At 59.9% G+C, this 23,357-nt stretch carries 17 protein-coding genes and 1 pseudogene; 3 read left to right on the top strand and 15 right to left on the bottom strand.

Translation table 11 applies throughout. The features are described 5' to 3' along the window. Positions 1–10: 10 nt before the first annotated feature. Positions 11–1,687, top strand: coding sequence for a T9SS type A sorting domain-containing protein (locus IPJ76_01910; protein ID QQR87007.1), 1,677 nt, complete (start codon positions 11–13; stop codon positions 1,685–1,687). Between the two features lie 1,095 nt (positions 1,688–2,782). Here the strand turns inward: IPJ76_01910 and IPJ76_01905 are convergent. The 12 genes and pseudogenes from IPJ76_01905 to lpdA form a co-directional block, all read right to left on the bottom strand. Beyond that, positions 2,783–2,908: pseudogene (locus tag IPJ76_01905) on the bottom strand (thrombospondin type 3 repeat-containing protein). Positions 2,909–3,829: 921 nt separating this feature from the next. Beyond that, entirely contained in the window at positions 3,830–5,281 is a 1,452-nt protein-coding gene (locus IPJ76_01900; protein QQR87006.1) for a hypothetical protein, read from the bottom strand. Between the two features lie 147 nt (positions 5,282–5,428). Beyond that, positions 5,429–6,175 (bottom strand): TIGR00730 family Rossman fold protein, encoded by a 747-nt coding sequence (locus tag IPJ76_01895; GenBank protein QQR87005.1) that lies wholly within the window; start codon positions 6,173–6,175, stop codon positions 5,429–5,431. A 96-nt stretch (positions 6,176–6,271) separates the two neighbouring features. Further along, positions 6,272–9,082: an excinuclease ABC subunit UvrA gene (uvrA, locus tag IPJ76_01890; GenBank protein ID QQR88373.1), complete on the bottom strand. Its 2,811-nt coding sequence runs from the start codon at positions 9,080–9,082 to the stop codon at positions 6,272–6,274. 68 nt (positions 9,083–9,150) lie between these two features. Further along, positions 9,151–10,098, bottom strand: coding sequence for a lytic transglycosylase domain-containing protein (locus tag IPJ76_01885; GenBank protein QQR87004.1), 948 nt, complete (start codon positions 10,096–10,098; stop codon positions 9,151–9,153). Between the two features lie 8 nt (positions 10,099–10,106). Continuing rightward, positions 10,107–11,186, bottom strand: coding sequence for an undecaprenyl/decaprenyl-phosphate alpha-N-acetylglucosaminyl 1-phosphate transferase (locus IPJ76_01880; protein ID QQR87003.1), 1,080 nt, complete (start codon positions 11,184–11,186; stop codon positions 10,107–10,109). 3 nt (positions 11,187–11,189) lie between these two features. Continuing rightward, positions 11,190–11,741, bottom strand: coding sequence for a dTDP-4-dehydrorhamnose 3,5-epimerase (gene rfbC, locus IPJ76_01875; GenBank protein QQR87002.1), 552 nt, complete (start codon positions 11,739–11,741; stop codon positions 11,190–11,192). Continuing rightward, complete coding sequence (locus IPJ76_01870) at positions 11,738–14,203, bottom strand: polysaccharide biosynthesis tyrosine autokinase (GenBank protein ID QQR87001.1); 2,466 nt, start codon at positions 14,201–14,203, stop codon at positions 11,738–11,740. The genes rfbC and IPJ76_01870 overlap by 4 nt, the downstream gene beginning before the upstream one ends. Beyond that, positions 14,200–14,946 (bottom strand): polysaccharide biosynthesis/export family protein, encoded by a 747-nt coding sequence (locus IPJ76_01865; GenBank protein QQR87000.1) that lies wholly within the window; start codon positions 14,944–14,946, stop codon positions 14,200–14,202. The genes IPJ76_01870 and IPJ76_01865 overlap by 4 nt, the downstream gene beginning before the upstream one ends. Positions 14,947–15,028: 82 nt before the next feature. Continuing rightward, entirely contained in the window at positions 15,029–16,255 is a 1,227-nt protein-coding gene (locus tag IPJ76_01860; GenBank protein QQR86999.1) for a glycosyltransferase, read from the bottom strand. An 85-nt stretch (positions 16,256–16,340) separates the two neighbouring features. After that, complete coding sequence (gene asnB, locus IPJ76_01855) at positions 16,341–18,233, bottom strand: asparagine synthase (glutamine-hydrolyzing) (GenBank protein ID QQR86998.1); 1,893 nt, start codon at positions 18,231–18,233, stop codon at positions 16,341–16,343. A 74-nt stretch (positions 18,234–18,307) separates the two neighbouring features. Continuing rightward, on the bottom strand, positions 18,308–19,696 hold the full coding sequence (gene lpdA / locus IPJ76_01850) for a dihydrolipoyl dehydrogenase (GenBank protein QQR86997.1): 1,389 nt from the start codon (positions 19,694–19,696) through the stop codon (positions 18,308–18,310). 88 nt (positions 19,697–19,784) lie between these two features. Between lpdA and IPJ76_01845 the strand changes: the two genes are divergently transcribed. Next, positions 19,785–20,279, top strand: a complete 495-nt coding sequence (locus IPJ76_01845) for a hypothetical protein (protein QQR86996.1) — start codon at positions 19,785–19,787, stop codon at positions 20,277–20,279. Between the two features lie 59 nt (positions 20,280–20,338). Then, positions 20,339–20,710, top strand: a complete 372-nt coding sequence (locus tag IPJ76_01840; GenBank protein QQR86995.1) for a rhodanese-like domain-containing protein — start codon at positions 20,339–20,341, stop codon at positions 20,708–20,710. Between the two features lies 1 nt (position 20,711). Here the strand turns inward: IPJ76_01840 and IPJ76_01835 are convergent, their stop codons facing one another. The 3 genes from IPJ76_01835 to IPJ76_01825 form a co-directional block, all read right to left on the bottom strand. Further along, entirely contained in the window at positions 20,712–21,092 is a 381-nt protein-coding gene (locus IPJ76_01835) for a RidA family protein (GenBank protein ID QQR86994.1), read from the bottom strand. Positions 21,093–21,274: 182 nt separating this feature from the next. Beyond that, positions 21,275–22,696 carry a hypothetical protein gene (locus tag IPJ76_01830; GenBank protein ID QQR86993.1) on the bottom strand — a complete coding sequence of 474 codons (1,422 nt, stop codon included), beginning with the start codon at positions 22,694–22,696 and terminating at the stop codon, positions 21,275–21,277. Then, positions 22,693–23,229: a hypothetical protein gene (locus tag IPJ76_01825; protein ID QQR86992.1), complete on the bottom strand. Its 537-nt coding sequence runs from the start codon at positions 23,227–23,229 to the stop codon at positions 22,693–22,695. Before IPJ76_01825 ends, IPJ76_01830 begins: the two co-directional genes overlap by 4 nt. Positions 23,230–23,357: the final 128 nt, after the last annotated feature.

The following is a 23,357-nucleotide window of genomic DNA, read 5'->3' as shown; positions in this document are numbered from 1 at the left end:
ATTAGCGCCGATGCAAACCCCGGTCACTATGCGATGCCTTGTTACAGTACTCCTTGTCGTTTTGGTTACTGCGGCCATTGGCCAAGAGAGCGTTGGTGGAACGCCATTTTCGAAGCGCCATGGTTGGTCCTTCAACAATGTGCCTCTTCTTGGCACCGTGGGGCTGGATGCCGCTCAAGTAGCCATTGAAGACGACCAGCGCGCTGCGGAAGGAAGTCTGCCGCTCTACGGGCGGATCTTGCCGGTTTCCATCGCCCCGCTGACCGATGGCCAATGGACCCCATTGCCCAACGGTGATCGCGTTTGGCGAACTGCCATTGAGAGCCCCGGTGCCTTGGCCACGGAACTCTTCTTCGAGGATTTTGCGCTTCCCGCGGGAGCGGTTTTGCACGTTTACTCACCCACGACGGAAGAGCTGTTGGGCGGGTTCACCTCGTACAACAACCATTCGAGCGGGCAGTTCACCACCGCGCAGATCATGGGGCCGCGCTCCATCGTCGAGTACTACGAGCCTGCTGTTGTGACCGGTCAGGGGCATTTCGTGATCACCGGCGTTGGGCATGCCTACAGGTTCGTTGGCGCGGCCAAGGCCGATGCTTGCGAAGTGGATGTGGAGTGCCCCGAGGGCAATGCATGGGAACAGGAGCGGGACGGTGTTGTGCGGATCAGCGTTGTGGAACCCGGTGGTCTCGGCTGGTGCAGCGGATCACTGGTCAACAACACTGCTCTGGATTGCAAACCATTTTTCCTAACGGCGCTGCACTGCGGCTTGAACAGCACAGATGCGAACTTCAACAACTACAAGTTCTACTTCCGCTACCAACGCAGTGGCTGCGGAACCGGGGTTGCGCTGGCCAACAAGGTGATGACAGGTTGTGCCCGGCGCGCCGACAGCAACTGTGGGGGGGCCACGAACGGCAGTGATTTCCTTCTCGTGGAAGCCAATAACCAGGTACCCGCCAACTTCTTTCCGTACTTCAACGGGTGGGACGCGTCCGGAGGCACGAGCACCGCCGGGGTGTGCGTACACCATCCCGCCGGTGACGAGAAGAAGATCAGCACCTATTCCAGCAATCTGCTCAGTGGTACGTGGTGGAACGCGAGCGGGGCACATTGGCGGGTGACCTGGGTGGCGACAACGAACGGTTGGGGCGTAACCGAGGGCGGTAGCAGCGGATCACCCATTTTCAACCAGAACCACCGCATCGTCGGCACGCTCACCGGTGGCGGGTCTTGTTGCACGGTGAACGGTTGTGGCAATGGCACAGGCCCAACGGTGCAGGACTATTTCGGCAAGATGAGCTATCACTGGGGTGCTCAGAACCCCAACCCGGCCAACGAAGAACTGCACGTTTGGCTCGATCCCACGAACAGCGGCGCCACCACCTTGGACGGGACCTACAACCCGTGCGGCATCTACAGTGTGGAGGAGAATGCCGGAGCTGGGCTTTTTCTGCTCTACCCCAACCCGGCACACGATCTCATCAACATCACGGTGCAAGGCGTCGTAGAGCTTGATGAGGTCCGTCTGATCGACATGTCGGGCCGCCTGCTGAAGCTTCGTGCCGTGTCTTCCCGTGGGCCGGTGAGCGTTGATGTGAGCGACCTGGCCGACGGAGCCTACCTTGTTGAACTGCGGAGCGATGGGGTCGTTCAGGCCGTCCAGCCTGTAGTGGTCCAGCGTTAGCATGCGCGGAACGAAGAAGGGCGGCTCCATGGGCCGCCCTTCTTCGTTGAGGCGGTCGCCTCAGGGCTCAGCGAACAACCGGTCCACGTCCTCCGCGCTCACCAGTCGGTTGCCAACAGCGCCTACCAGGAACGCATCCGCAAGCCCTTTCTCCTTGATGGCTTTCAGCGCATCATCGGCCTCCGCACGCGACTTGAACGAGCCGTAGTAGTAACGCACTGCGTCCGGACTTGTCACGGGTTCCACGTTGCCCATCTCGATGTACTTGCTCATCACATCACTGGGCACGTTGCCTGCGAATGTGCCGAGCTGCACACGGTACCGCAGCATTTCCTTGTTGATGGCTCCTTTGGGCATGGCCGACAGGTCTTCCGGTTCCGTGAGCTTGGCCCCCGCCTCTTTCAACGAGACCCGCTTGCCGTCCTTGAACGCCACGAGGAAAGCACCCTCGAACCCGCGCGTCAGCATGTCCACTTTGAGCGCCGCGGCGGGGTTCACATCGGAGAATGTTCCGGTGTAGTAGCGCGTCAATCCATCATCGCCTTTCAGCACCACCAGGTCTTCGATGCCAGCGAAAATGTCCTTGCTCAGCTTTTGTTTGAACGCGCCCAACTGCACGCGTACGATCGCAGGACCGGACGTGGTGGCCTCAGGCGATCCAACACCTGCCGTGGCCGCTGCTACCTGGTCGTCGATGTTCACCAGCGCATCGCCGTCCTGCGCCACCACCTTGCCGTTCACTCCGGCGTTCTTCAGTTGCATCTGGCGGCGGATGGCCTCGGGCAGCGCATCGTAGCCGCCCACCACGAAACTGATGGTATCGCCGTGCTCCACCGTGCGCAGATCGGGGATGCTGAGCAGTTGCTGCATTTGGGCTTCAGTGATGCCTTCAACTTCACTGCCCACCTGCACCACATACACGCGCTGCTTGGGCTGCGGGGTGCTGCGGCGAGGGCCGACGCTCTCCACCCGGCTTGTCACGATGTTCACGTTGCCGCTGTCTTTGAAGTTCAGCCAGCTTTTCAGGAAGGCGTCATCGGTAATGGCCACCCCGTTCGCGTCCACCGGGGCACCGGCGGTGGTGCCGGCTTCCAGATCGAGGTGGTCGGGCACGCCGTCCAGGTCGGAATCGAGCGGGCAGCCGTTCTGGTCCACCTTGGTGCCAGCGGGCGTGCCCGGGCAGAGGTCCTTGAAATCGTTCACGCCATCGCCGTCCTGGTCCGCATCGGCAACGAACGCTTGCATGTCCTCCGGCGAGATGTCGATGCCGCCCTTGCTGCTCGTGCGCTTCTTGCGCTCCAGCGGTATGGCATAGCCGATGGTGAAGTTGCTGTAGAGGATACGGTCGTTGCGCGAGTCGCCCGTGCGGCCCTCCACGCTCTCGTCCGTAACACCGTCAATAAGGTCGGTGAAGGTCCAATGGATCTGTGCACCCAAGCGGAGGTCGAGTCCCGAGCCAAGGTCCATGCGCGCTCCGAAACCAACAGGAACGGCCCACGTGCGTTCGGTGTACTGCCCGAACCCGTCCATGTCAAGTTCGCGGATATCGCTCTCATGGTCGTAGTCGCGCTGGATCACAACGGCATCCGAAGCGTTGGAGGCTTGTTCGTCGATGTCGCGGATAGTGCCATCGCTCCAGTAGTGGTACACCCGGCCCTCGCGGTCCATCCTATCGGTCTTGCTCAGGAATTCCAAGCTCTCGAAGCCTACGCTCAGATAGGGCGTCACCTTGGCTGTCGGCTTCACCAGGTGTTTGAAGTTGTACGTGAGCATGAGGCCGCCCATGGTCACACGGCTCTCGAAGTTCAGGTTCCGGGAAAGGCTGCGCTCGTTGGCGCCGAGGCGGCCGTGCACAGCGAACAACCCGCCCTCAAGCCAAGGGGTCAGTGCCGTGCTGGCTCGCAGTTCATACGCAAGACGGGTTACCAATGGGCTGTAGCCATCGTGGTTGCCCCCGATGTCCCCGAAGAAGGAGAACATCCCGGCCCCCACACTGAACGTGGGCCTGAACTTGAAGGAAGCGGTGGTGTCCTCCTGCGCGTGCACCGTGGTTGCGCCCATCGCAACGCACGCGGCCAACAGAAGAGAGCGGAAGGGTAGGCGTGGCGGCATGGTCGAAATATAGCCGCCGGGCCGAAGCCGTTACTGCACCCAGTTCTGGCGGGTGATCATCAGTGCTTCCTGCACGGTGATGCGCTCGCCGTTGTTGTAGGCCGTAACGAAAGGTCCGGGGAAGTTGTGCCCTGCGGAAACGAAGGCTTGGCGCTGGTCGCGGGCCTGACGGTACTCGGCATGGCGTCCTGTCGTGTACTTGATCCAGCCCTCGTGGCGCTCAATGCCGAAGTCCCCGTTGTAGCGGTGGCGCCCGGCGAAATACGCGCTGCCTACCTCCCGGTGCGCGGCAGTGATCTGGACTTTGTAGGTAATACCCGTCTCGGGAGCGGGGATGTTCTGCCTGGCCGGACGTTGTGCCACGGGGTCTTCCATCCTGGTGGCCGCTGCGCTGTTGTTGGGTTCACCGGGCTGCGAAGCACTTTCTTGCGCGGTGCGGTCCATCTCGGTGTCGCTGGCATCCTGCGAGTTCGCGTTGATGACCAAGGCCTCCAGTTCCTTCGCCTTCAACTGGGCTTGATGAGCAGCCCATGCATCGGCACCAATGGCAAAGCGCGTGCTGCCCAGGGTGGCTTTTTGGGTTTCGTCGTTCAACAGATAGCCGAACTCCCCGTTCACTTGGTGGTCGCCGGGCACGGTCGCATTGCTGCGCAGCTTGTAGGTCACCTTCACTTCGTTGCTCGCGGGCAGGTTGAGCCAAACGAACTTCACGATCCGGTCCTGGGCGGTGAAAATGGCTTCTGCGTTGTTCTTCTCCATGGCAGTGAAGCCTGCGGGAAGCGACTCCTGCAGTTTGCCGAAACCACGGATGCTTCCCTTGTTGACCAACACTTCCACCAGCAGTTCGGTTTCGCTCACCATTGTAATGGTGCGCGTGGCGCTCACGTTGCCGGCACCCTGGCTGGCCGGGATCATCGGGGCATCGGTGATGGTTATGGCCGGGGCGTCGATGGGCGTCGTGTCCACGGGCTCCGCCGATGCGGTTTCCTCAACTGGTTCGACCACTTCCGTGGCTGGTGCGGCAACCGGCGGAAGGGCTTCTTGTGCTACGGCGGATCCACCGCCCAAGTCGACCACCGTGGGAGGCAGCTCCTGTGTCTTGCGCTCATTGTCTTCGATGTAGCTGAAGCGACCGCTGATGGGCATTTTGCCGCTCACTGTGGCCGAAGCGGTCAGCGTGAAACTGACCCTGAAGGAAGCTGCCATGGGCAGGCTCATCCAGATGAACTTGGCTTTCTGGTCATCGAAGGTGAACGAAGCCCCTTTTCCGTCGACGAGCGTCGCGGTCATGCCTTCGGGCAGGTCGATCTGCAGTTTCGCGAAGCCGCCCAAGGCTCCTTTCTCCACGTTCATCGTCACCTTCACCTGGCTGCCCGGCTGCATGGTCGAGGGCAGGTCGTGGGTGATGTTGATGCCGCTCTGCATGAAAAGGTCGATGAAGAACAGGCCGATCAAATTGACGATGACGAGGAGATTGCTCATGGGCCGCTGGTTTCGTTGACGCTGCGCACGCGCACCTGCGCGTACATTGATGGCGACGAAGCTACCCGCCCCCCCCGGCGCGTCAGGCAAGGGGAAAACGGTAAAGCGAACAGGCTCGTGTTGATGGCGAAGACGCCTGTCGCAGGCTCAGAAATTGGGCCGTAGCATGTATTTGCTGTAGAACTTGTCGATGGCGTCCACGGCTTGTTCGGCGGTATCCACCACGCTGAACAGTTCCATGTCCGCGGGGTTGATGTTCTTGTGCTTTTCGCCCATCACGGTCTTGATCCATTCCAGCAGGCCCTGCCAATATTTCGTGCCAACGAGGATGATGGGGAACCGACCGATCTTCTGTGTTTGGATGAGCGTGAGCGCCTCGAACAGTTCGTCGAGCGTGCCGAAGCCCCCGGGCATCACGATGAAGCCCTGGCTGTACTTGATGAACATCACCTTGCGCACGAAGAAGTAGTCGAAGTTGATGCTCTTCTCTTTGTCGATGTACGGATTGGGCTGCTGCTCGAAGGGCAGTTCGATGTTGAGCCCAACGCTGGTGCCACCGCCGCGTTTGGCACCCTTGTTGGCCGCTTCCATGATGCCTGGACCCCCGCCGGTGATGACACCGTAACCGCGTTTGGTGAGCAGGAACCCGACCTCTTCCGCCATCTTGTATTCGGCCTTGTCCTCCGCGGTGCGCGCACTGCCGAACACGCTCACGCAAGGGCGGATGCGTTGCATGGCAGCGAAGCCCTCCACGAATTCGCTCATGATCTTGAAGATCGCCCAGCTGTCGTTGGCCTTCACTTCGCTCCAGCCCTTGCGCTTGAAGGCGCGCTGGATACGGCGCTCACCTTCATCGACGTGTTGTTGCTTCGCGGGGGTCTTCTGCTTCGCCATGGTCCAATGCTCGGATGTAACGCGAAGGAATACCAGCAGGGGCAGCACATTGGCGCGCGATCGCGCATTAACCCACAGGGAGCTGCTTACAACCCGTCAGGCCAGTTCCTGTTCCAGGAAACCTGCCGTATGGCCCTTTCCCATCAACGCGACTTCCTCCGGTGTGCCGCGCGCAGTGATGCGTCCACCACCTGACCCGCCTTCGGGCCCCATGTCCACCACGTGGTCAGCTGTCTTGATGATGTCGAGGTTGTGCTCGATGACCAGGACCGTGTTGCCGTGGTCCACCAGCCGGTTCAGCACGCCGATGAGCTGTCGAACGTCTTCGAAGTGCAGTCCGGTGGTCGGCTCGTCGAGGATGTAGAACGTGTTGCCCGTATCGCGCTTGCTGAGCTCGGTGGCCAGTTTGATGCGTTGGGCCTCGCCGCCGCTGAGGGTGGTGCTGCTTTGCCCCAAGCGCAAGTAAGAGAGCCCTACATCGAGCAGCGTGCGCAACTTCAGTGCGATCTGCGGCACATCGCTGAAGATCGCATGCGCGTCCTCCACGCTCATGTCCAGCACATCGCTGATGCTCTTGCCCTTGAAACGGACTTCAAGGGTCTCGCGGTCGTAGCGCTTGCCGCGGCACGTTTCGCAAGGCACGTGCACATCGGGCAGGAAGTTCATGCCGATGGTGCGCACCCCGGCCCCTTTGCAGGTTTCGCAACGGCCTCCGGAGGTGTTGAAGCTGAAGCGGCCGTTCTTGTATCCGCGGATCTTGGCACTGGGCAGGTTGGCGTACAGCGTGCGGATGTGGTCGAAGAGCCCGATGTAGGTGGCCGGGTTGCTGCGCGGGCTGCGGCCGATCGGGCTTTGGTCCACTTCGATGACCTTGTCGATGTGCTCGAGCCCTTCAACCTTTTTGTACGGCAGCGGCTTCATGTCGCTGCGGTAGAAATGCTTGCTCAGGATCGGGTAGAGCGTGTCGCCGATGAGCGAGCTCTTGCCGCTGCCGCTCACCCCCGTGATGCAGATGAACTTGCCCAGCGGCAGTTCGATGTCCACGTCCTTTAGATTGTTGCCGCTCGCACCGCGCAGGACCAATCTCTTGCCTGAACCCTGGCGCCGTTGCTTCGGCACGGGTACGGTCTTATCACCTCGCAGGTACTGCGCCGTTTCACTGTCGTCGGCCAACAGGGTCTTTGGCGAGCCCTCGGCCACGATGCGGCCACCGTGCTCGCCTGCTCCCGGCCCGATGTCGATGATGTGGTCGCTGCTGAGCATCATCTCCTTGTCGTGCTCCACGACGATCACCGTGTTGCCGCCATCCCGCAACTGCCGCAGACTATTGATGAGCCGTTGGTTGTCGCGCTGATGCAACCCGATGCTGGGTTCATCGAGGATGTAGAGCACACCGGTGAGCTGCGCACCGATCTGCGTGGCCAACCGGATGCGTTGCGCCTCGCCGCCGCTCAGCGTGCGCGCGCTGCGGTCCAAGGTCAGGTAATCCAGTCCCACATCGAGCAGGAACCCGCTGCGTGCGGTCACTTCCTTCAGGATGTCGTGGGCGATAACCGCCGCGTTCCCTTCCAAACTTCCGCCCAATTGCTTGAAGTGGGCATGCAGGTCCGCAATGCTCAATTGCGCCACTTCGCTCACGTTCTTCCCGCCGATCCTGAAATGCAGTGCGGTCTTCTTCAGGCGGGCCCCGTTGCACTCCGGACAGGCGATCATGTGCGTGAAGCCTTCCGCCCACTTCTGTGCGGTTTTCGGGCCTTCCTCGGCCTGCTCCAGGATGTAGGGTATGATCCCTTCGAACTGTACCGTGCGATCGCTCAGGCCAATATTGCTGCTTACGCGCAGTGGCTCGTCCATACCGTTGAGCAATGCGGCCAGTACGGCATCGTCCATTTCCTCGACAGGCGTATCGAGGTCGTGGCCGAAATTGCTCAGCACGGCCTCCACCTGCTTGAACACCCAGCTGGACTTGAAGGCTCCCAATGGGACGATCGCACCTTTCTTGATGCTCTTGCGGCGGTCGGGAACGATCTTGTCCAATGCGACAGCCGTGACCTGTCCCAACCCGCTGCAACGTGGACAAGCACCATAGGGGCTGTTGAAGCTGAACAGGTTCGGTTCGGGCTCCTCATAGGCGATGCCGGTGGTCGGGCACATGAGGTGCCGACTGAGGTAGCGCACATTGTTGCCCACGGTATCGAGTACAATAAGGTTGCCCTTCCCGTACTTCAACGCGGTGTTGCAGCTGTCTGCAACGCGTTTTCGCGCGTCCTCTTTTACGCGGAAGCGATCAACGACAAGTTCAATGTCGTGGACTTTGTAGCGATCGAGCCGCGGTCGGGTGCTCAGGTCCATCAACGACCCGTCCACCCGTGCCTTCAGGAAACCTTGCCGCAGCAACTGTTCGAACAGCTCCCGGTAGTGGCCCTTGCGCCCGCGCACGAGCGGGGCCAGCACCTGGATGTCGTGGCCGTTGAAGTCGTGCAGGATGAGGTCGGTGATCTGTGCATCGGTGTAGCGCACCATGCGTTCACCGCTGACGTAACTGTAGGCCTCGCCGACGCGCGCGTACAGCAGGCGCAGCAGGTCGTAGATCTCCGTGATCGTACCCACCGTGCTCCGGGGGTTGCGACTGATGGTCTTCTGCTCGATGGCGATGACCGGGCTGAGCCCTGTGATCAGGTCCACGTCCGGCCGTTCGATGCCACCGAGGAACTGGCGCGCGTAGGCGTTGAACGTCTCGATGTAACGGCGTTGTCCCTCGGCGTGCAGTGTGTCGAAGGCCAAGCTGCTCTTGCCGCTTCCACTGAGACCTGTGATCACGGTGAGCTTTTCGCGCGGGATGCGAACATCTATGTTCTTGAGATTGTGCACGCGGGCACCGAGCACTTCAACGTACTCCTGCTCCACGGGTGCATGTTCCAGCCCGTTCTCCTGGCCTTTGGCGCTTGGTTTCCGCGCGGCCGCTGCCTTCTTGCTCACTCGTCGTCGTTCGCTGTGTCGAAATCCTCCGCGGGCAACAGCACCTCGTAGGTCTTGCCCTTGGCGTTGGTCAACTTCGCGTCGCGCAACCAGGGGTTCAACAGTTTCAATGTCTTGTAATCGGTCCCTTGCCGGATAGCGAAGTCGGCCAGGTCCTCCACGGCACCTGTTACGGTTACAGTGCGTGTCCGGTAGGGCCGATATAGGTCTTTTTGCCGCAGGTGGAACCCGTAGCGCGCCGGGTCGCGGATGATCTCCTTGGCGGCCAGGATGCGGAACACGTACCGAGAAGTTTCGTCCGGCAGCAGCAGCGCGAAGTAATCGCTGTTCTTCTGCCTTCCCACTTGTTTGTCGAGTCCCCCGGGACCCAGATTGTAGGCGGCCGCGGCCATGCTCCAGGAACCGTATTTGGCGTGGTTCTCCTTCAGGTACTTGCACGCGGCTTCGGTGCTCTTGACCACGTGATAACGCTCGTCCACCTCGGCGCTGACCTCAAGGCCGTATTTAGGCGCGGTCTCTCTCATGAACTGCCAGAAACCCGTGGCGCCCATGGGCGACACGGCGTTGGTAAGCCCGCTCTCGATCAAGGAGAGGTACTTTACGTCGTCGGGCACGCCCTCCCTGGCCAGCACGGCTTCAATGACCGGGAACCAACGTGCTGCACGTTTGTGGGCCAATAGGCTGTTGCTCTGCCAGTAGGTGTTCACGAGCAGCTCGCGGTCGAGACGCTCGCGTACGTCGAGTAATTCCATGGGCACTTTCTCGCCGCAGAAGTCGATGTTGTCCGGCAGGGTGAGCGAGAAGATCTTGTAGTTGTCATTGAAAAGCCGACGGTGGTCCTCGTCCGTGCCGACCGGAGTGCAGGAGAACGCCAGCACATGGATGGTCAATGCCCCGGCAGCCATGAGCATGAGCCAAGTGAGCGATTTGACCGAGATGCGCATCAACACGTTCATTCCAATGGAGGCTTGGTGCGACGGGTGAAGAAGAAGAGCGTGAGGAAAACCACCACGGCGTATGTGGCGAAGATCGCGCTGTGCAGCGGCATCCAAACCGGAATGAACCGAACAACAACGAACGCCAACAATAAGTTCACCGCCGAAAGTCCAGCAAAGACCATGGCTACCTGTGGGTCGCTCAATCCGGCGTAGCCCAAATGATGGGTCGTGTGGTCCTTGCCGCCAATGAACGGGGAGGACCCACGGCCGATGCGGTTGATGGTGACGACCGTCGTATCCACAATGGGCAAAAGGAAGACGATCAACGCCGAAAATGCCTGCCGCAAAGCGTCAGGGTGCCCTTGGTCAGGCCCTGGGTTCCAGAAGCACTGAACCCCGGTCCATGCAAGGAAGACGCCCAGGAACTGGCTGCCGGTATCGCCCATGAACATGCGGCTTGGGTGCCAGTTGTAGAAAAGGAAACCGCACAAGCTGGCCAGCACGCCCACGCATATCACCATGTGCACGCTTTCATCGCGTTCCTGGAAGTGCAGCACGGTGATGGCCGCTGCCACGATGAACAGGCTGACGGTGGTGGTGATGGCGTCCATGTTGTCCAGCATATTGATGCTGTTCATCATGCCCACGGTCCAAAGAATGGTAAGCAGCCAGTTGGCCCAGGCCGCGTCGAACATATGGATGCACGAGCCTGAGGTGATGAGGATGATCCCGCAGGCGACCTGAACGCTGAACTTGAGCAGGGGGCGCGTATTGTAGGCATCATCTGCAAGGCCCATGAGAAAGCCCAGTGCAGTAGCCGCCAACAACCCGAGCAGTTCAGGCTGCAGCGGTCCGCCGTGCCCTGGGAACAGCGCACTGTAGAACGAAAAAGCCCCGAGGAAAACGATGAAGAAGCCGATCCCGCCGAAGGCCGGCTTGCTCGCACTGCTCCAGCGCGTGTGCTGCACTTTCGTTTCACGCAGGCCAAGCGTCTTCGCAAAACGCATGAAAACCGAATTCACCAGAAGACTGAACGCCAGTGCAGCGAAAAAGAGCCCGGCTAGGATGAGGAAGAGCTGGCTGCCGCTGTACATGGCTCAGGCGTGCACTGTTGCTGCGTATTCCTGCAACGGGATTCCTTTGCGGTCCTTATCGCTGACCATGGGAGCATCCACGCCCCACGCGATACCAAGGGCCGGGTCGTTCCAGAGTATGGTCCGTTCGCTCGCAGGGTTGAAGAACCGGGTGCATTTGTAGTTGAACACCGTTCCTTCCTCCAAGGAGAGGAAACCGTGTGCGAAACCTTCGGGTATCCAAAGCATTTTCTTTTCCCGGCCGTCCAGGCGCATGGCGAAGTGCCGCCCGAACGTTGGGCTACCAGGTCGGACATCAACGCACACGTCGAGCACCGCACCACAGACCACGCGCACCAATTTTCCTTGACTGTGCGGTTCGGCTTGGATGTGGAGGCCTCGGAGCACGTTCGCGGCCGATCGGCTTTCGTTGTCCTGGACGAAATGGGGCTCAACGCCGGTGCGCTCCATGAAGCCACGGGCGTTGAACGATTCAAAGAACCATCCGCGGTCGTCACTGAAGATCCTCGGGACGAGAACGAGCAGCCCGTGCAGGGGGGTGGTCTCAACGGTCATGCACCCTTCTTCTTGCGGTTCCCCAGGCCGAACGGGAGCTTCACCGAGTCTTGGTCCTTGCCTCGGTCCTCGTAATACCCACCGTACCCATAGCCGTAACCGTAGCCATAGCCGTAACCGTAACCATAATTGTAGCCGTACTTGTTGCGGTCGATGTCCACGCCGTTCAGGATGGCGCTCATCTTGGTGATCTTGTTCTCGTTGATCATCCGGTCCACGTTCTGCACGAACTGTTTCTTGCTGTAGTCGCTCCTGAAGATGTAGATCGGGTAGTCCGCCTTCTGGATCATGGCCAGGCCGTCGGTAACAAGGCCCACGGGTGGGTTGTCGATGAGGATGATGTCGTACATGCCTTTGAGGCGATCGAGGAGCTGGCCCATGATATCACTGATGATGAGCTCCGAGGGGTTCGGCGGTATGGGGCCGGCGGTAATGAAGTCGAGGCCGGGGATCGTGCTGTGGTTGATGCAATTCTCCAAGGCATCCTTCCCGATAAGCAGGGTGCTCATGCCCCGGATGTTCTCCACGCCGAAGCCGAGGTGGATCTTCGGTTTGCGCATGTCAAGGTCGAGCACGATAACACGCTTGCCGCTGAAGCTGATGATGCCGGCAAGGTTGATGGCCACGAAGGTCTTGCCCTCGCCACTGATCGTGCTGGTGATGGCGATGATCTTCGATCCCGTGGTATTGTCGACGAACTGCAGATTGGTCCTAATGGTCCTGAAGCTCTCCGCGATCAGGCTCTTCGGGTTCTTGTCCACCAGCAATTGGCTGATGGGGATCTCCTTCTTGTACTTCGGGATCATACCCAGGATCCCGATGGACGCTTGGGACTGCTTGGCGATGTCGAACAGGGACGTGATGTTGTCGTGGAGAATGTACCGGACCAGGATGATCAACAGCGCGATCACCGCCCCGACGCTCAGGTAGGAGACGTACACCAAGCGGCCATCGGGGGCCACTGCCGCCTTGGCCAGTTCGGGTTCTTCCAAAGTCCTGTTGCCCGAAACGAAACCGGCCCGGCTGATACGGTATTCGATGTCCTTCTCGAGCAACTGCGTGTAGTATTTCTCGTTGATGTTGTAGAGCCGCGAGAGCCGGGCGAACTCGAGCTCTTTTTCAGGAAGTGCGAGGAATTGGCGCTCGAATTCGCTGAGCTGCTGTTCGTATTGGGCTTTACGGCGGGCGAAACGCTCGCGCATGTGCGCCACGCTCTCGATGATCATGGTCCGTTGCACCTGGATCCGGTCGTCCAAGGCTTTCAACCCGGTGTGGCTCGGAGTGGCCTCCGTGGCCATAAGGTCGCGTTCGGCCAACATGGCCCTGAGGTGGCGGATCAGTTCATCGAACGTTTGTGCGTACGGGGTGCCCACCAGCAGGGGTATAAGGTGGTGTACATCAACAGATGCGTCCTGGGCCAGCGTGGCTCGCTCGATCTCGCTCAACAGGTTCTCCTCTATGCGCACCTCGGCCATCTTGTTCTCGTAGTCCTCCTGCCTGCTCAAATAGATCGCTGTGAGGCCGGATTTGTCGCTCACCCTGTTGGTGGTCTGCAGGTACTTCAGGTCGAACTCGTTCTTGCGCAGTTCATTGAACACCGTGTCTTTTTGTGACGCGATGAACCGAAGGATGCTCTCGGAACTTTCGCGGCGACGTTCAACATCGTACTCGGCGAATTCCTCGATAATGGCTTTCACCACGTCGCGGGCTATGTACTCGTTGTTGTCCACGCACGTTACCGCCACGGTTTTGGCATGCGGATCCACGATCCGCACGCCGACCTGGCCGGCAAGCTTCCCGGCCAAGGACTGCGCGTTGTTCACTTTCAGGTAGAGCTGATCACCGGCGGCCAACTTGGCGTCAAGGCCGGGGCCGTCCAAACGCACAGTGGCGGTGAAGTGCGGGGTTGTTATCCGCGTTCCGTTCATCACCGTCCGATCCACTTCCTTGTCAAGGGTATAGGATAGTTCCGCGGTTCCGGTACCTGCCGATGTAATGCCGATGGGGGTCTCACGGATCCGCTCGTCCAGTACTTGAAGGTCTTCGAGGACCAGCGGGCTGCCCACATAGAGCTCGTTCGTCAGGATGCTGCCCTTCGAGAAATAGCTCACCTCCATGGGGATGCGTTTCAGGGCGCGCAGTAGAAAGAACCTCGAGTGGAGCAGTTCCACATCGGCCGTAAGGTTCTGCGCTTCCAGGAACTGGTCCACGTTCAGCACTTGCTGGGCGGTGTTGCTCTGCTGGAATTGCATCAACGCCTTGCTCTCGTAGCTCTTGGGGGTGTAGCGCATGTACAGGAACGCGGCCGTGCCGGCCAGCAAAAGGCACATGCCGATCCAGATCGAGGAACGCTTGAAAATGTACAGGAACAAGCCAAGCTCGAACTCATTGCTGAAGTTCGTGATCCGCTCGCGGTAGCTCTCGAAATTGAGGTTCCGCTGGCTGATGTCCTCGTTGATCATCTGCTCAGGCCGTTGACAATGCCGATGACCAGCACCACACTGGTGAGCAGTGATATGACGGGCGTGAGGTCCTGCAGCACCTCTCGTGCAATGTCCGGATTGGGTTGCACATAAATAACATCATCGCCTTGCATGATCATGTCGCCGTAAGGAAGCCCGTTGATGTCGGAGAGGTCGAACTGGTAGATATGGCGCCCCGATTGCCCGTCCTTGCGCCGGAAGACCTTCACCTTGTGGGCATTGCCCCTAGCGTCCAATCCACCCGCCATTCCCAATACCTCCAAGAGCGTCGGGTTGTTGTTCTCGATGGCTATCACTTTGGCCGACCCACCGCCACCATTGAACACAACGACCCGCCGGTTCGAAACCTGCAATTGCACGAAAGGATCCTTGTAGGAGGCGCTGTACTTGTCCTCCAGCATCATCTCAGCTTGGCGCAGGGTGAGACCGGCGATCGGGACCCGTCCGATGATGGGAAGCTTCACCATGCCATCGTGCTCCACAACGTAGGTGAAGGTCATACGCTGAACCGTCATGGCATTGGCCCCTTCGTCAGAAACGAAGTCGATCATGCGGAAACCACCATTGGCGAACAGGCGGAACTGCAGGTTGTCGTTCGGTTGTATCTCGAACGTCGGCGGCGCGGAATCGGGCAGCTGATCAAAGGCGTAATCGACCGGTGTTTTGAACATGATGTCCCGGTTCACGGTGCATCCGGTTGCCAGAAGCACCAGTGCTGCCATGGCCGTACCAACCCTCCAACTTCCTTTCATGCGGATAGCCTCTTTGCAAGGCGGCCAAAAGTAACCATCCCCGCCGCCCGGATCAGGCGAGCAAATGCCTGTACATGGCGGCCGTGTCTTCCACCAGTCGGCTGTAGTGGTAACGGGCTTTTACGTGCTGCCAGCCGGCGCTGCTCATTGTGCTGCGCAAATGCTCGTCCTCCACCACCCGTAGCAGATTCTCGCTCAGGCCGTGTTCGTCCTGGCTGGCGCTCAAGAGCGCTGTTTTGCCGGGCAGCACTACGTTCTCAATACCGCCCACCCGGGTGCTTACGATCGGTCGGTTGCTCGCTTGGGCTTCGATCAGGCTGACAGGGGTCCCTTCGTTCAATGAGGTGAGGGCCACCACGTCCACACCGGCGTTCACGATGTCGATCTCCTTGATCCAACTGGTGAAGGTTACCGTGGCCTTTGGAACCACTGGTTTGCCGTTGACGCCATGACCGAAACCGTGTCCGTTGAAGTACGGGCCCTTGGCCATGCTCAATCCCATTTCACCCACCTTCTGTTCCAGCCGCTCGCGCTCCTCGCCGTCGCCGACGATGAAAGCGCGGACCCGCTTTCCGGTGCGCTCCTGCACATTGCGCAATGCTCCCAGGAAGAGGTCGTGGTTCTTCACCGGCACCAAACGGCCTACGATGCCGATGGCTACTTCGTCATCATCCACACCGTAAACCTTGCGGAACAACTTGCGTTTGGCCGATTGCTCGTCCTGGAAACGTGAGAGATCGAAACCGAGCGGGATGACAGTGACCTTTTCCGCAGGGCAGATCCGGTGCTCTTCCACCAGTTCCTGTTTCTGCCGCTCGCTGATGGCCACGATGCGTGTGCTGCGTTTGGCGAGGAACCGTTCAATGTTCTTGTAGAGCGCTGTCCGCACAGCACCGAAATAGCTGTGGAACACGTGCCCATGGAAGGTGTGCACGATCACGGGCACCCCGAGGTCGGCGGCTGCCATGCGGCCAACGGCCCCGGCTTTCGCGGCGTGCGTGTGCACGATGTCCGGCTTGAAATCCTGGATGATCTTCTTGATGCGCCGATAGGCCGCCCGATCCCGCCAAGGCGCCACCTCCCGCTGCATTTCAGGCAGGAAGACCGGCTTCAGGTCCAGGTTGTCGAGGATGTGCTGGCTGCCTTCCTCGTTCTCCCCCCACTTGCCGCCAACGAGCAGTGTTTCAAACTCCGGTGCGAGGTACTTGCTCAGGTAGGCCACATTGTGCGTGGGCCCTCCCAAGTTGAACCGGTTGATGATGCGGAGTACGCGGGGCATTTTGCGCTGAACAGCCTTCGCCAAGGCCACGGCCTTGTTTGTTAAGGGACGCGAACTTACCGGGTTGGCCTCTCATCGAACGGTCTCAGACCATCCATCTTTTCCACCACGATACGTAGACGAGCAGCGCGTGCACGGTTGCCTGCGACTCGCCCGGGTCTGTCGAAGCAAGTCGGCCCTTGAGCGCATGGGCCTTTGAAGGGTCCATGCCTGCTGAGCGCAGGAGGTCGGGAGCGGTCAGTTCCGCCACCAGACCGGTCAGAGGGCCCAGGAACAGATCGCGCAAGGGCACATCGAAGCCTTGCTTACGGCGCGTGTTCGTTGACAACGGAAGAAGATGCCCGAACGTGTCGCGGAGCAGTTGTTTGCCTCTTCCCCGGCTGAATTTCATCGAAGCCGGACGGGAGAAGGCGAGTTCAACAACGCGACGGTCGAGGAAAGGTGTCCTCACCTCAAGTGCATGGGCCATGCTCGTGAGGTCCACTTTGTGCAGCATGTTGTCCGGTAGCACGCTTTGCAGATCGGCAAGAAGGAAATCGTTCATGTCGCCGGCGCCGGTCAACGCACCTGTCAAGGCTTGTTTCCTTGCGGCGAAGGCCCTTTCATCCATGGGCAAGGCAAGCAAGTGTTGCTCTCGGGCTTCGGCCCCTTGCGCGGCCAGGCGCCACCAGCGCTCGGCCGCCGTGTGCCCGGCGAGTTCCGCGAAGCGGTGCAGTTTGCGCGCGGTATCGGACACAAGGTTGTTGCGGGACCGTGGCACTGCGGACCACAACGGCCCAAGCATGTGCACGACCCGCTCTACCATGCCCGGCGCGCGCATGCGCAACTCTGCTTGGTGCTTCCGGTATCCGCCGAAAACCTCATCAGCCCCGTCGCCGCTCAATGCAACCGTGACATTCTGCTTGGTGCGCTCGCACAGGATGAAGGAGGGGAGGGCCGAACTGTCAGCGAACGGTTCGTCGATGTTGGCGAGCAAGCGCGGATAGGCCTCGGCCAGATCGTCCCGTGTGAGCTTGAAGGTGGTATGCTCGCTACCGATGTGCGCGGCGGTGCGCTCGGCATGTTCGGTTTCATCGAAGTAGTGCTCTTCGGGGAATCCGATGCTGAACGTGCGCAGATCGCGGTGGTGCCGCTTTGCCAAGGCGCTTACGATGCTGCTGTCCAAACCGCCGCTCAGGAAGGTGCCCACCGGAACATCGGCAATGAGCCTGAGCTTCACGGCCTCATCGAGCAGGGAGAAAAGATCGCTCTTGATGTCTTTCCTTGGACCGGGCGCGCGTGCCGCCTTCTGCAGATCGTACCAACGTTCCTTGCGGAGGCCATGCGCGTTCACGGTCGCGCGCTCCCCGGGCATGAGCTTGTGCACACCGAGCAACGCGCTGTCCGGCGCGGGAATGAACTGCAGGTCGAAGTACTGGTGGACGGATGTTCCATCGACGTTCCTTGGTATACCCATGGCCATCAATGCGCGCAGTTCACTTGCGAAAAGGAAGTGGCCTTCGTGCTCAGTGTACAGCAACGGCTTCACACCGTAGCGGTCGCGGGCAATGAAGAGCTCGTCGGTTTCCTTGTCGTGGATCGCCAGCGCGAAGAATCCGTTGAGGTCGTGCAGGAAGGCAGGTCCTTTCTGCGTGTAGAGGCGCAGCGCTACTTCCGTGTCGCTGTGGCTGCGGAAGCTGTGGCCTTGTGCTTCCAGGCCTGCACGGAGCTCTTTGTAGTTGAAGACCTCGCCGTTGAAGGTGATGGTGTAGCGCTTGCCCGCCGAGGCGGGGCCGCCATTGTCGGTGAACGGTTGATGCCCGGCACTGCTCGTGTCGATGATGCTGAGGCGCCGTTGGCCGAGCACGCAGCTGCCCTCCTGGTAAACACCTTCATCATCAGGCCCGCGGTGCGCGAGACAGGTCAGCGCAGCGCGGACGCGTTCAGCCGAATTTGGATCGCTTCCTGCGTAGGTGAAGTCTCCGGCGATGCCGCACATGAACGAAAGCTGAAAAGAGAAAGTGGAAAGCTGAAAGTCGGTGCGCTCGCTATTCCAACTTCCAGCTTTCCACTTCACAAGTGAATGACCTCCCCGTACGCTGCGGCCGCCGCTTCCATGATGGCCTCGCTCATCGTCGGGTGCGGGTGCACGGTCTTGATGATCTCGTGGCCCGTGGTCTCCAGCTTGCGGATGCTCACGCACTCGGCGATCATTTCCGTCACGTTCGCGCCGATCATGTGCGCGCCCAGCAGTTCGCCGTACTTGGCATCGAAGATGAGCTTCACGAAGCCGTCCTTGTTGCCGCCCGCACTGGCCTTGCCGCTGGCGGTGAAGGGGAACTTGCCCACCTTGATGGCAAGGCCTTTCTCCTTGGCCTGCTTCTCCGTCATGCCCACGCTCGCCACTTCGGGTGAGCAGTACGTGCAGCCGGGGATGTTGTTGTAGTCCAGCGCGTGCGGGTTCTGTCCCGCGATCTTCTCCACGCAAATGATGCCTTCTGCGCTCGCCACGTGTGCCAGTGCCTGACCTGGTGTCACATCGCCGATGGCATAGTAGCCCGGCATGTTGGTGGCATAGAACTCGTTCACTTTGATCTTGCCTTTGTCCGTGACGATGCCCACGGCCTCCAGCCCGATCCCTTCGATGTTGGCAGCGATGCCCACGGCGCTCAGGACCACATCGCATTCGATCTTCTTCTCGCCAGCGGCGTTCTTCACGGTTACCACGCAGCCTTTGCCCTTGGTGTCCACGCTGGTCACCTCGCTGCTCACCATCACCTCGATGCCGGCCTTTTTGAAGCTCTTCTCCAACTGCTTGCTCACTTCCTCATCTTCCACCGGAACGATGTTCGGCATGAACTCCACCAAGGTCACCTTGGTGCCCATGGCATTGTAGAAGTAGGCGAACTCGCTGCCGATGGCACCGCTGCCCACCACCACCATGCTCTTGGGCTGCCCGGCCAGCACCATGGCCTCGCGGTACCCGATGATCTTCTTGCCGTCCTGCGGCAGGTTGGGCAGAGCACGGCTGCGGGCGCCGGTAGCTATAATGATGTGCTTGCCTTCCACCACTTGCTTCTTGCCGTCGGCGCCGGTCACTTCGATCTTCTTGCCGGGCTGCAGCATGCCGGTGCCCATGATCACGTCGATCTTGTTCTTCTTCATCAAGAACTGCACGCCGTTGCTCATGCCCTTGGCCACATCGCGGCTGCGCTGCACCACGGCCTTCATGTCGGCGCTGCCGCCGCTAACGGTGATGCCGTAGTCCTTCGCGTGATTGATGTACTCGAACACCTGCGCGCTCTTCAGCAGGGCCTTGGTGGGGATGCAGCCCCAGTTGAGGCAGATGCCGCCGAGCGCCTCGCGCTCCACCACCGCTGTTTTCAAACCGAGTTGGCTGGCACGGATGGCCGCCACATAGCCGCCTGGGCCGCTGCCGAGAACAATGACGTCGTAGCTCATGTTTTGTTGGATGCCCCGAAGAGCGGGGCGAATGTAGCCGTTCAATGAAGTGGCTTTGCCGGGTTACTTTGCGCACAACACCGGACCCATGCCAGCACAATACCAGCCCGATGGAGCAGGGAGCTCCGAACGCCCCGGTGTCATTTCCGTTCTGGGTATCCTGAGCTTTATCAACACGGGCGCTTTCCTGCTGGTCTATGGCATCGGATGGCTGGCCATGAGCGCGGTGGGGCGCATGCCCTACGATGAGTTCGCCGCGAAGGCGGAGGAAGCCTTGGGGCCCATGCGCAGCGGCATGCCGGAGGAAGACCTGGCCCAGATGGATATCATGCTGCCGCTGTTGCATGCGAGCGGCGCGCTGCTGCTGGGATTGCTCTTCATGCGCACACTTGTCAGGCTGGTGGGCACCATCGGTATCTGGCGGGCGAAACGGAGCGGCTTCTATACGTACGCTGCAGCCCAGATCATCGGCATTTTCCTGCCCATGGTGGTGTTGCCATGGAGCCAGTTGGGCGTTATCGGTCCACTCATGGCAGTAGGTATGACAGCCGCATTCGGAAGCCAGTTGAAACGATTGAATTGAGCCGCCTGGACAAGGTCTTTGGTTGGGTTGGCCGGGGATACCCCTTGCATGCTGGAGCCATGTCTGCACTCTTGGTTCTTCCGGGCTGCTTCTCGGTGCGGAGCACCCCCGATTTCAGCTACGAGAAGCTTGGCCCTGCTGAATATGCAGCCATGCTGAAGGGCAACGCCGACCACATCATCATTGATGTGCGGACACCGGCAGAGCATCGGAAGTCGCACCTGCACGGGGCGGTCAACTACAGCTACTTCTCATTGAAGTTCGGGCGTATGGTCGAGCACTTGGACCGCAATGAGCTGGTCTTTCTGTATTGCGAGACCGGTCACCGCAGCCCCTTGGCCGCTCGACGTATGAAAAGGAAGGGATTCCGGCGTGTTGTCGACATGAAAGGGGGGCACGCCCGATGGCGCAAGACGAACCGGCAACGCTGATTCAGTCCCGGCTTGCGACCCCACTGATCTCCACGTTCACCCCGCGTGGTAGCCCTTTCACCGCAACGGCTTCACGGGCGGGGGGCGCCGCCTTGAAATACGATCCGTAAACGGTGTTCACGGCTTGGTAGTGCGCCATGTCGCTGAGGAAGATGGTCACCTTCACCAGGTGGTCGTAACCGAGCCCGGCTGCGCGGAGCAACAGGCCGATGTTCTCCATCACCTGCGTGGTCTCCTCTTCGATACTGCCCATGGCCAGGTCACCGCTATCGCCCTTCAATGCGATCTGTCCGCTCAGGAACACGAAGCCGTTCGTTTCGATCGCAGGAGTGTAGGGTGCCAGCGGCTTGGCAGCACCGGGCGGGTGGATGGGCTTCTTCATGTGCTCATGTGTCCATGCGCTCATCCCGCTTCGGCGGGACATGTCGTGCCCATGGGGATGCGAATGTGGTGTTCAACGGGCAATTGTACATAGGGAGCACATGACCACACCCGTCCGAAACAACAGAAGGGCCGCCCGATCCCTCCGGACGGCCCCTCCATGGTCGTTCTGCGATCGGTGCTTTACTGCACCGCAAAGCGCCCTGTGGCCATTTGCCCTTCATCCGATAGGGCACGCAGATGATAAACCCCCACTGCCCATGTGGACACATCGAGCGGAACAGCTTGCACGGCGTTCGGCCAAGATTGGTCGTGCACCAACCGGCCTTGCTCATCCAAAACGTGCAGATGTGCCGGGCCGCGCAGCGCCGAGCCGCGCGATACGGTGATGACGTTGGAAGCGGGGGATGGGAACACCTGCAAGGTTGCGACGCTTCCGGAACTCCATTCCGCAATACCAACCGCACCCATGTACGGCCAGAACACGGTGGGGTGATACGAGCATGGCGTATCATACGACGGTCCAAGACCGATCGCCCGCCAGTTCGCACCACAGCCTTGTCCCAGAGTATTGGGGGATTCCAAGTAGGACATGAAACTCGCGGCGTCCTGCGCGCAATCGTCATGTGTCATATAGACACGACCATCAGAACCGAGGAATGGGTATGTGTGGAGGACAAAGGCGGAGTCTAATCCTGAAATCCCAAGTTCAGTGGCCATAACGCTTTGTTCATCAGATTGCGTTAGGTCGTATTGCCACAACCTTGGCAACCCGTAAGCGGAACTGGACACGTACAGCACCTCGCCGTTGCTGCTCAACGCCGAGGCTCCGTCCAAGCTGGTTGCGCTGCCGAGGATTGAACGAGGGTTCGACAAGGTGCCGTTGAAGGGGTCCGCGTCGAGCACCAATACTCCATCGTTCGACACAGCCTTGATGATGGATACCCTCGAGTTCGTATGGGATACCGAAGCATTGGCCCCTCCCAAGTTCACCACGCCACTGATCTGCACTGTGTCCGGCTCTTCCTGGAAGCCGTCGAGGGCGCTGACCTTGAAGCGAAGCAACTCAGTCGTGTTCACCTTGCTTACAAAAATCCAATGCGCCGAACCATCGGGGCTGGAAAGTCCGAAAAAGAGGATGCCGAGGCCCTCGGCCAAGGGCCTTGCTGACGGCAAAACCACCGCTCCCGTACCACCTTCCGCAGCCAAGTCCACCTCCGAATACACCAGGCCGAACGTATTGGTCTGGTTGTCGTACGTCCAGGTTAATACGTAGTAGGTCGAGATGGACGATGGTCGTGGTATGACGAAGCCGCCGTTGACGGTGTTGCCATTGAGCAGTGTCGTCCCATTGGCGTCCAGGATGCCGGAAATGGTTGAGGCGAACAGTATATCGCCCGTGGCAGGATCGCACAAGAGATGGGACCCGGCGTGAATGCCAGCGGTGAAGTTTGTGGAATCGACCACAACCGGCCCTGGACTGAAATCGAGGCGTACGCTGTCGCGAGTTTGTTCCTGGGCGTAGAAAAGGGTGGGAGCTTGAGCGCGTGCAACAACGCTCAATAGCAGCGCAATCGCGTTCAGATATGTGATCCAGGCTTTCATGGGCAATCGCAGCTAGGTGGCACGGCGCCGGAAATCCGGCAGCCTTTGTTGTTGCAACAGGGACCGTAGTCAAGAACCTGATTGACTGTGCTGTGGTCTGTGCAGATCTTGAAAGGGCCTGGGCCGCCAGGGTTCAGTGCCGGACAGGCCATGGTATTGATCCAGTAGGGACCATCGTGCGCCACGTACTGCACGTTGCCCAAGGTGTCCGGGATGCTGATGCACGTGTCACAGGCAGCTAGCACCTGGGGAAACATAGGCGGTGGATGCGTTTGCGCGCACTTGAAAAATGTGCTTTGCCCTCCGCAACCTGCAGGGGCGTACACCCGAACACCGAAGATCCTATCGCAGTTGGCCGGTAACGTGAAGGTGTTCTGCCCCGGTGGTACGGTGAGCAGCCCAAAGTTCACCAGCACGTTGGTGAAGGTGTAATACTGGATGCGCGCCGTGAACGTCGCCAGTGTTTGGTTGTTGAAGGAGTACGTTACCGCCTGCGCTGCCGGTGCGAGGCAGAGCAAAGCAAGCCCTGCCATGATCGACCGCCACCAATGCCTTCGTCGGCGGTCACGGTTTCTACTTGCTTCTTGAACGCGCTGGACTGAACGCGCTGGACTGAACGCGCTGGACTGAACGCGCTGGACTGAACTGACATCTTTAACAT

The sequence above is a fragment of the Flavobacteriales bacterium genome (assembly GCA_016699575.1).
In the GTDB taxonomy this organism is placed as follows: domain Bacteria; phylum Bacteroidota; class Bacteroidia; order Flavobacteriales_F; family PHOS-HE28; genus PHOS-HE28.
Note: the sequence above shows the minus strand (reverse complement) of the source record. Positions and strands in the feature narration are given on the sequence as shown.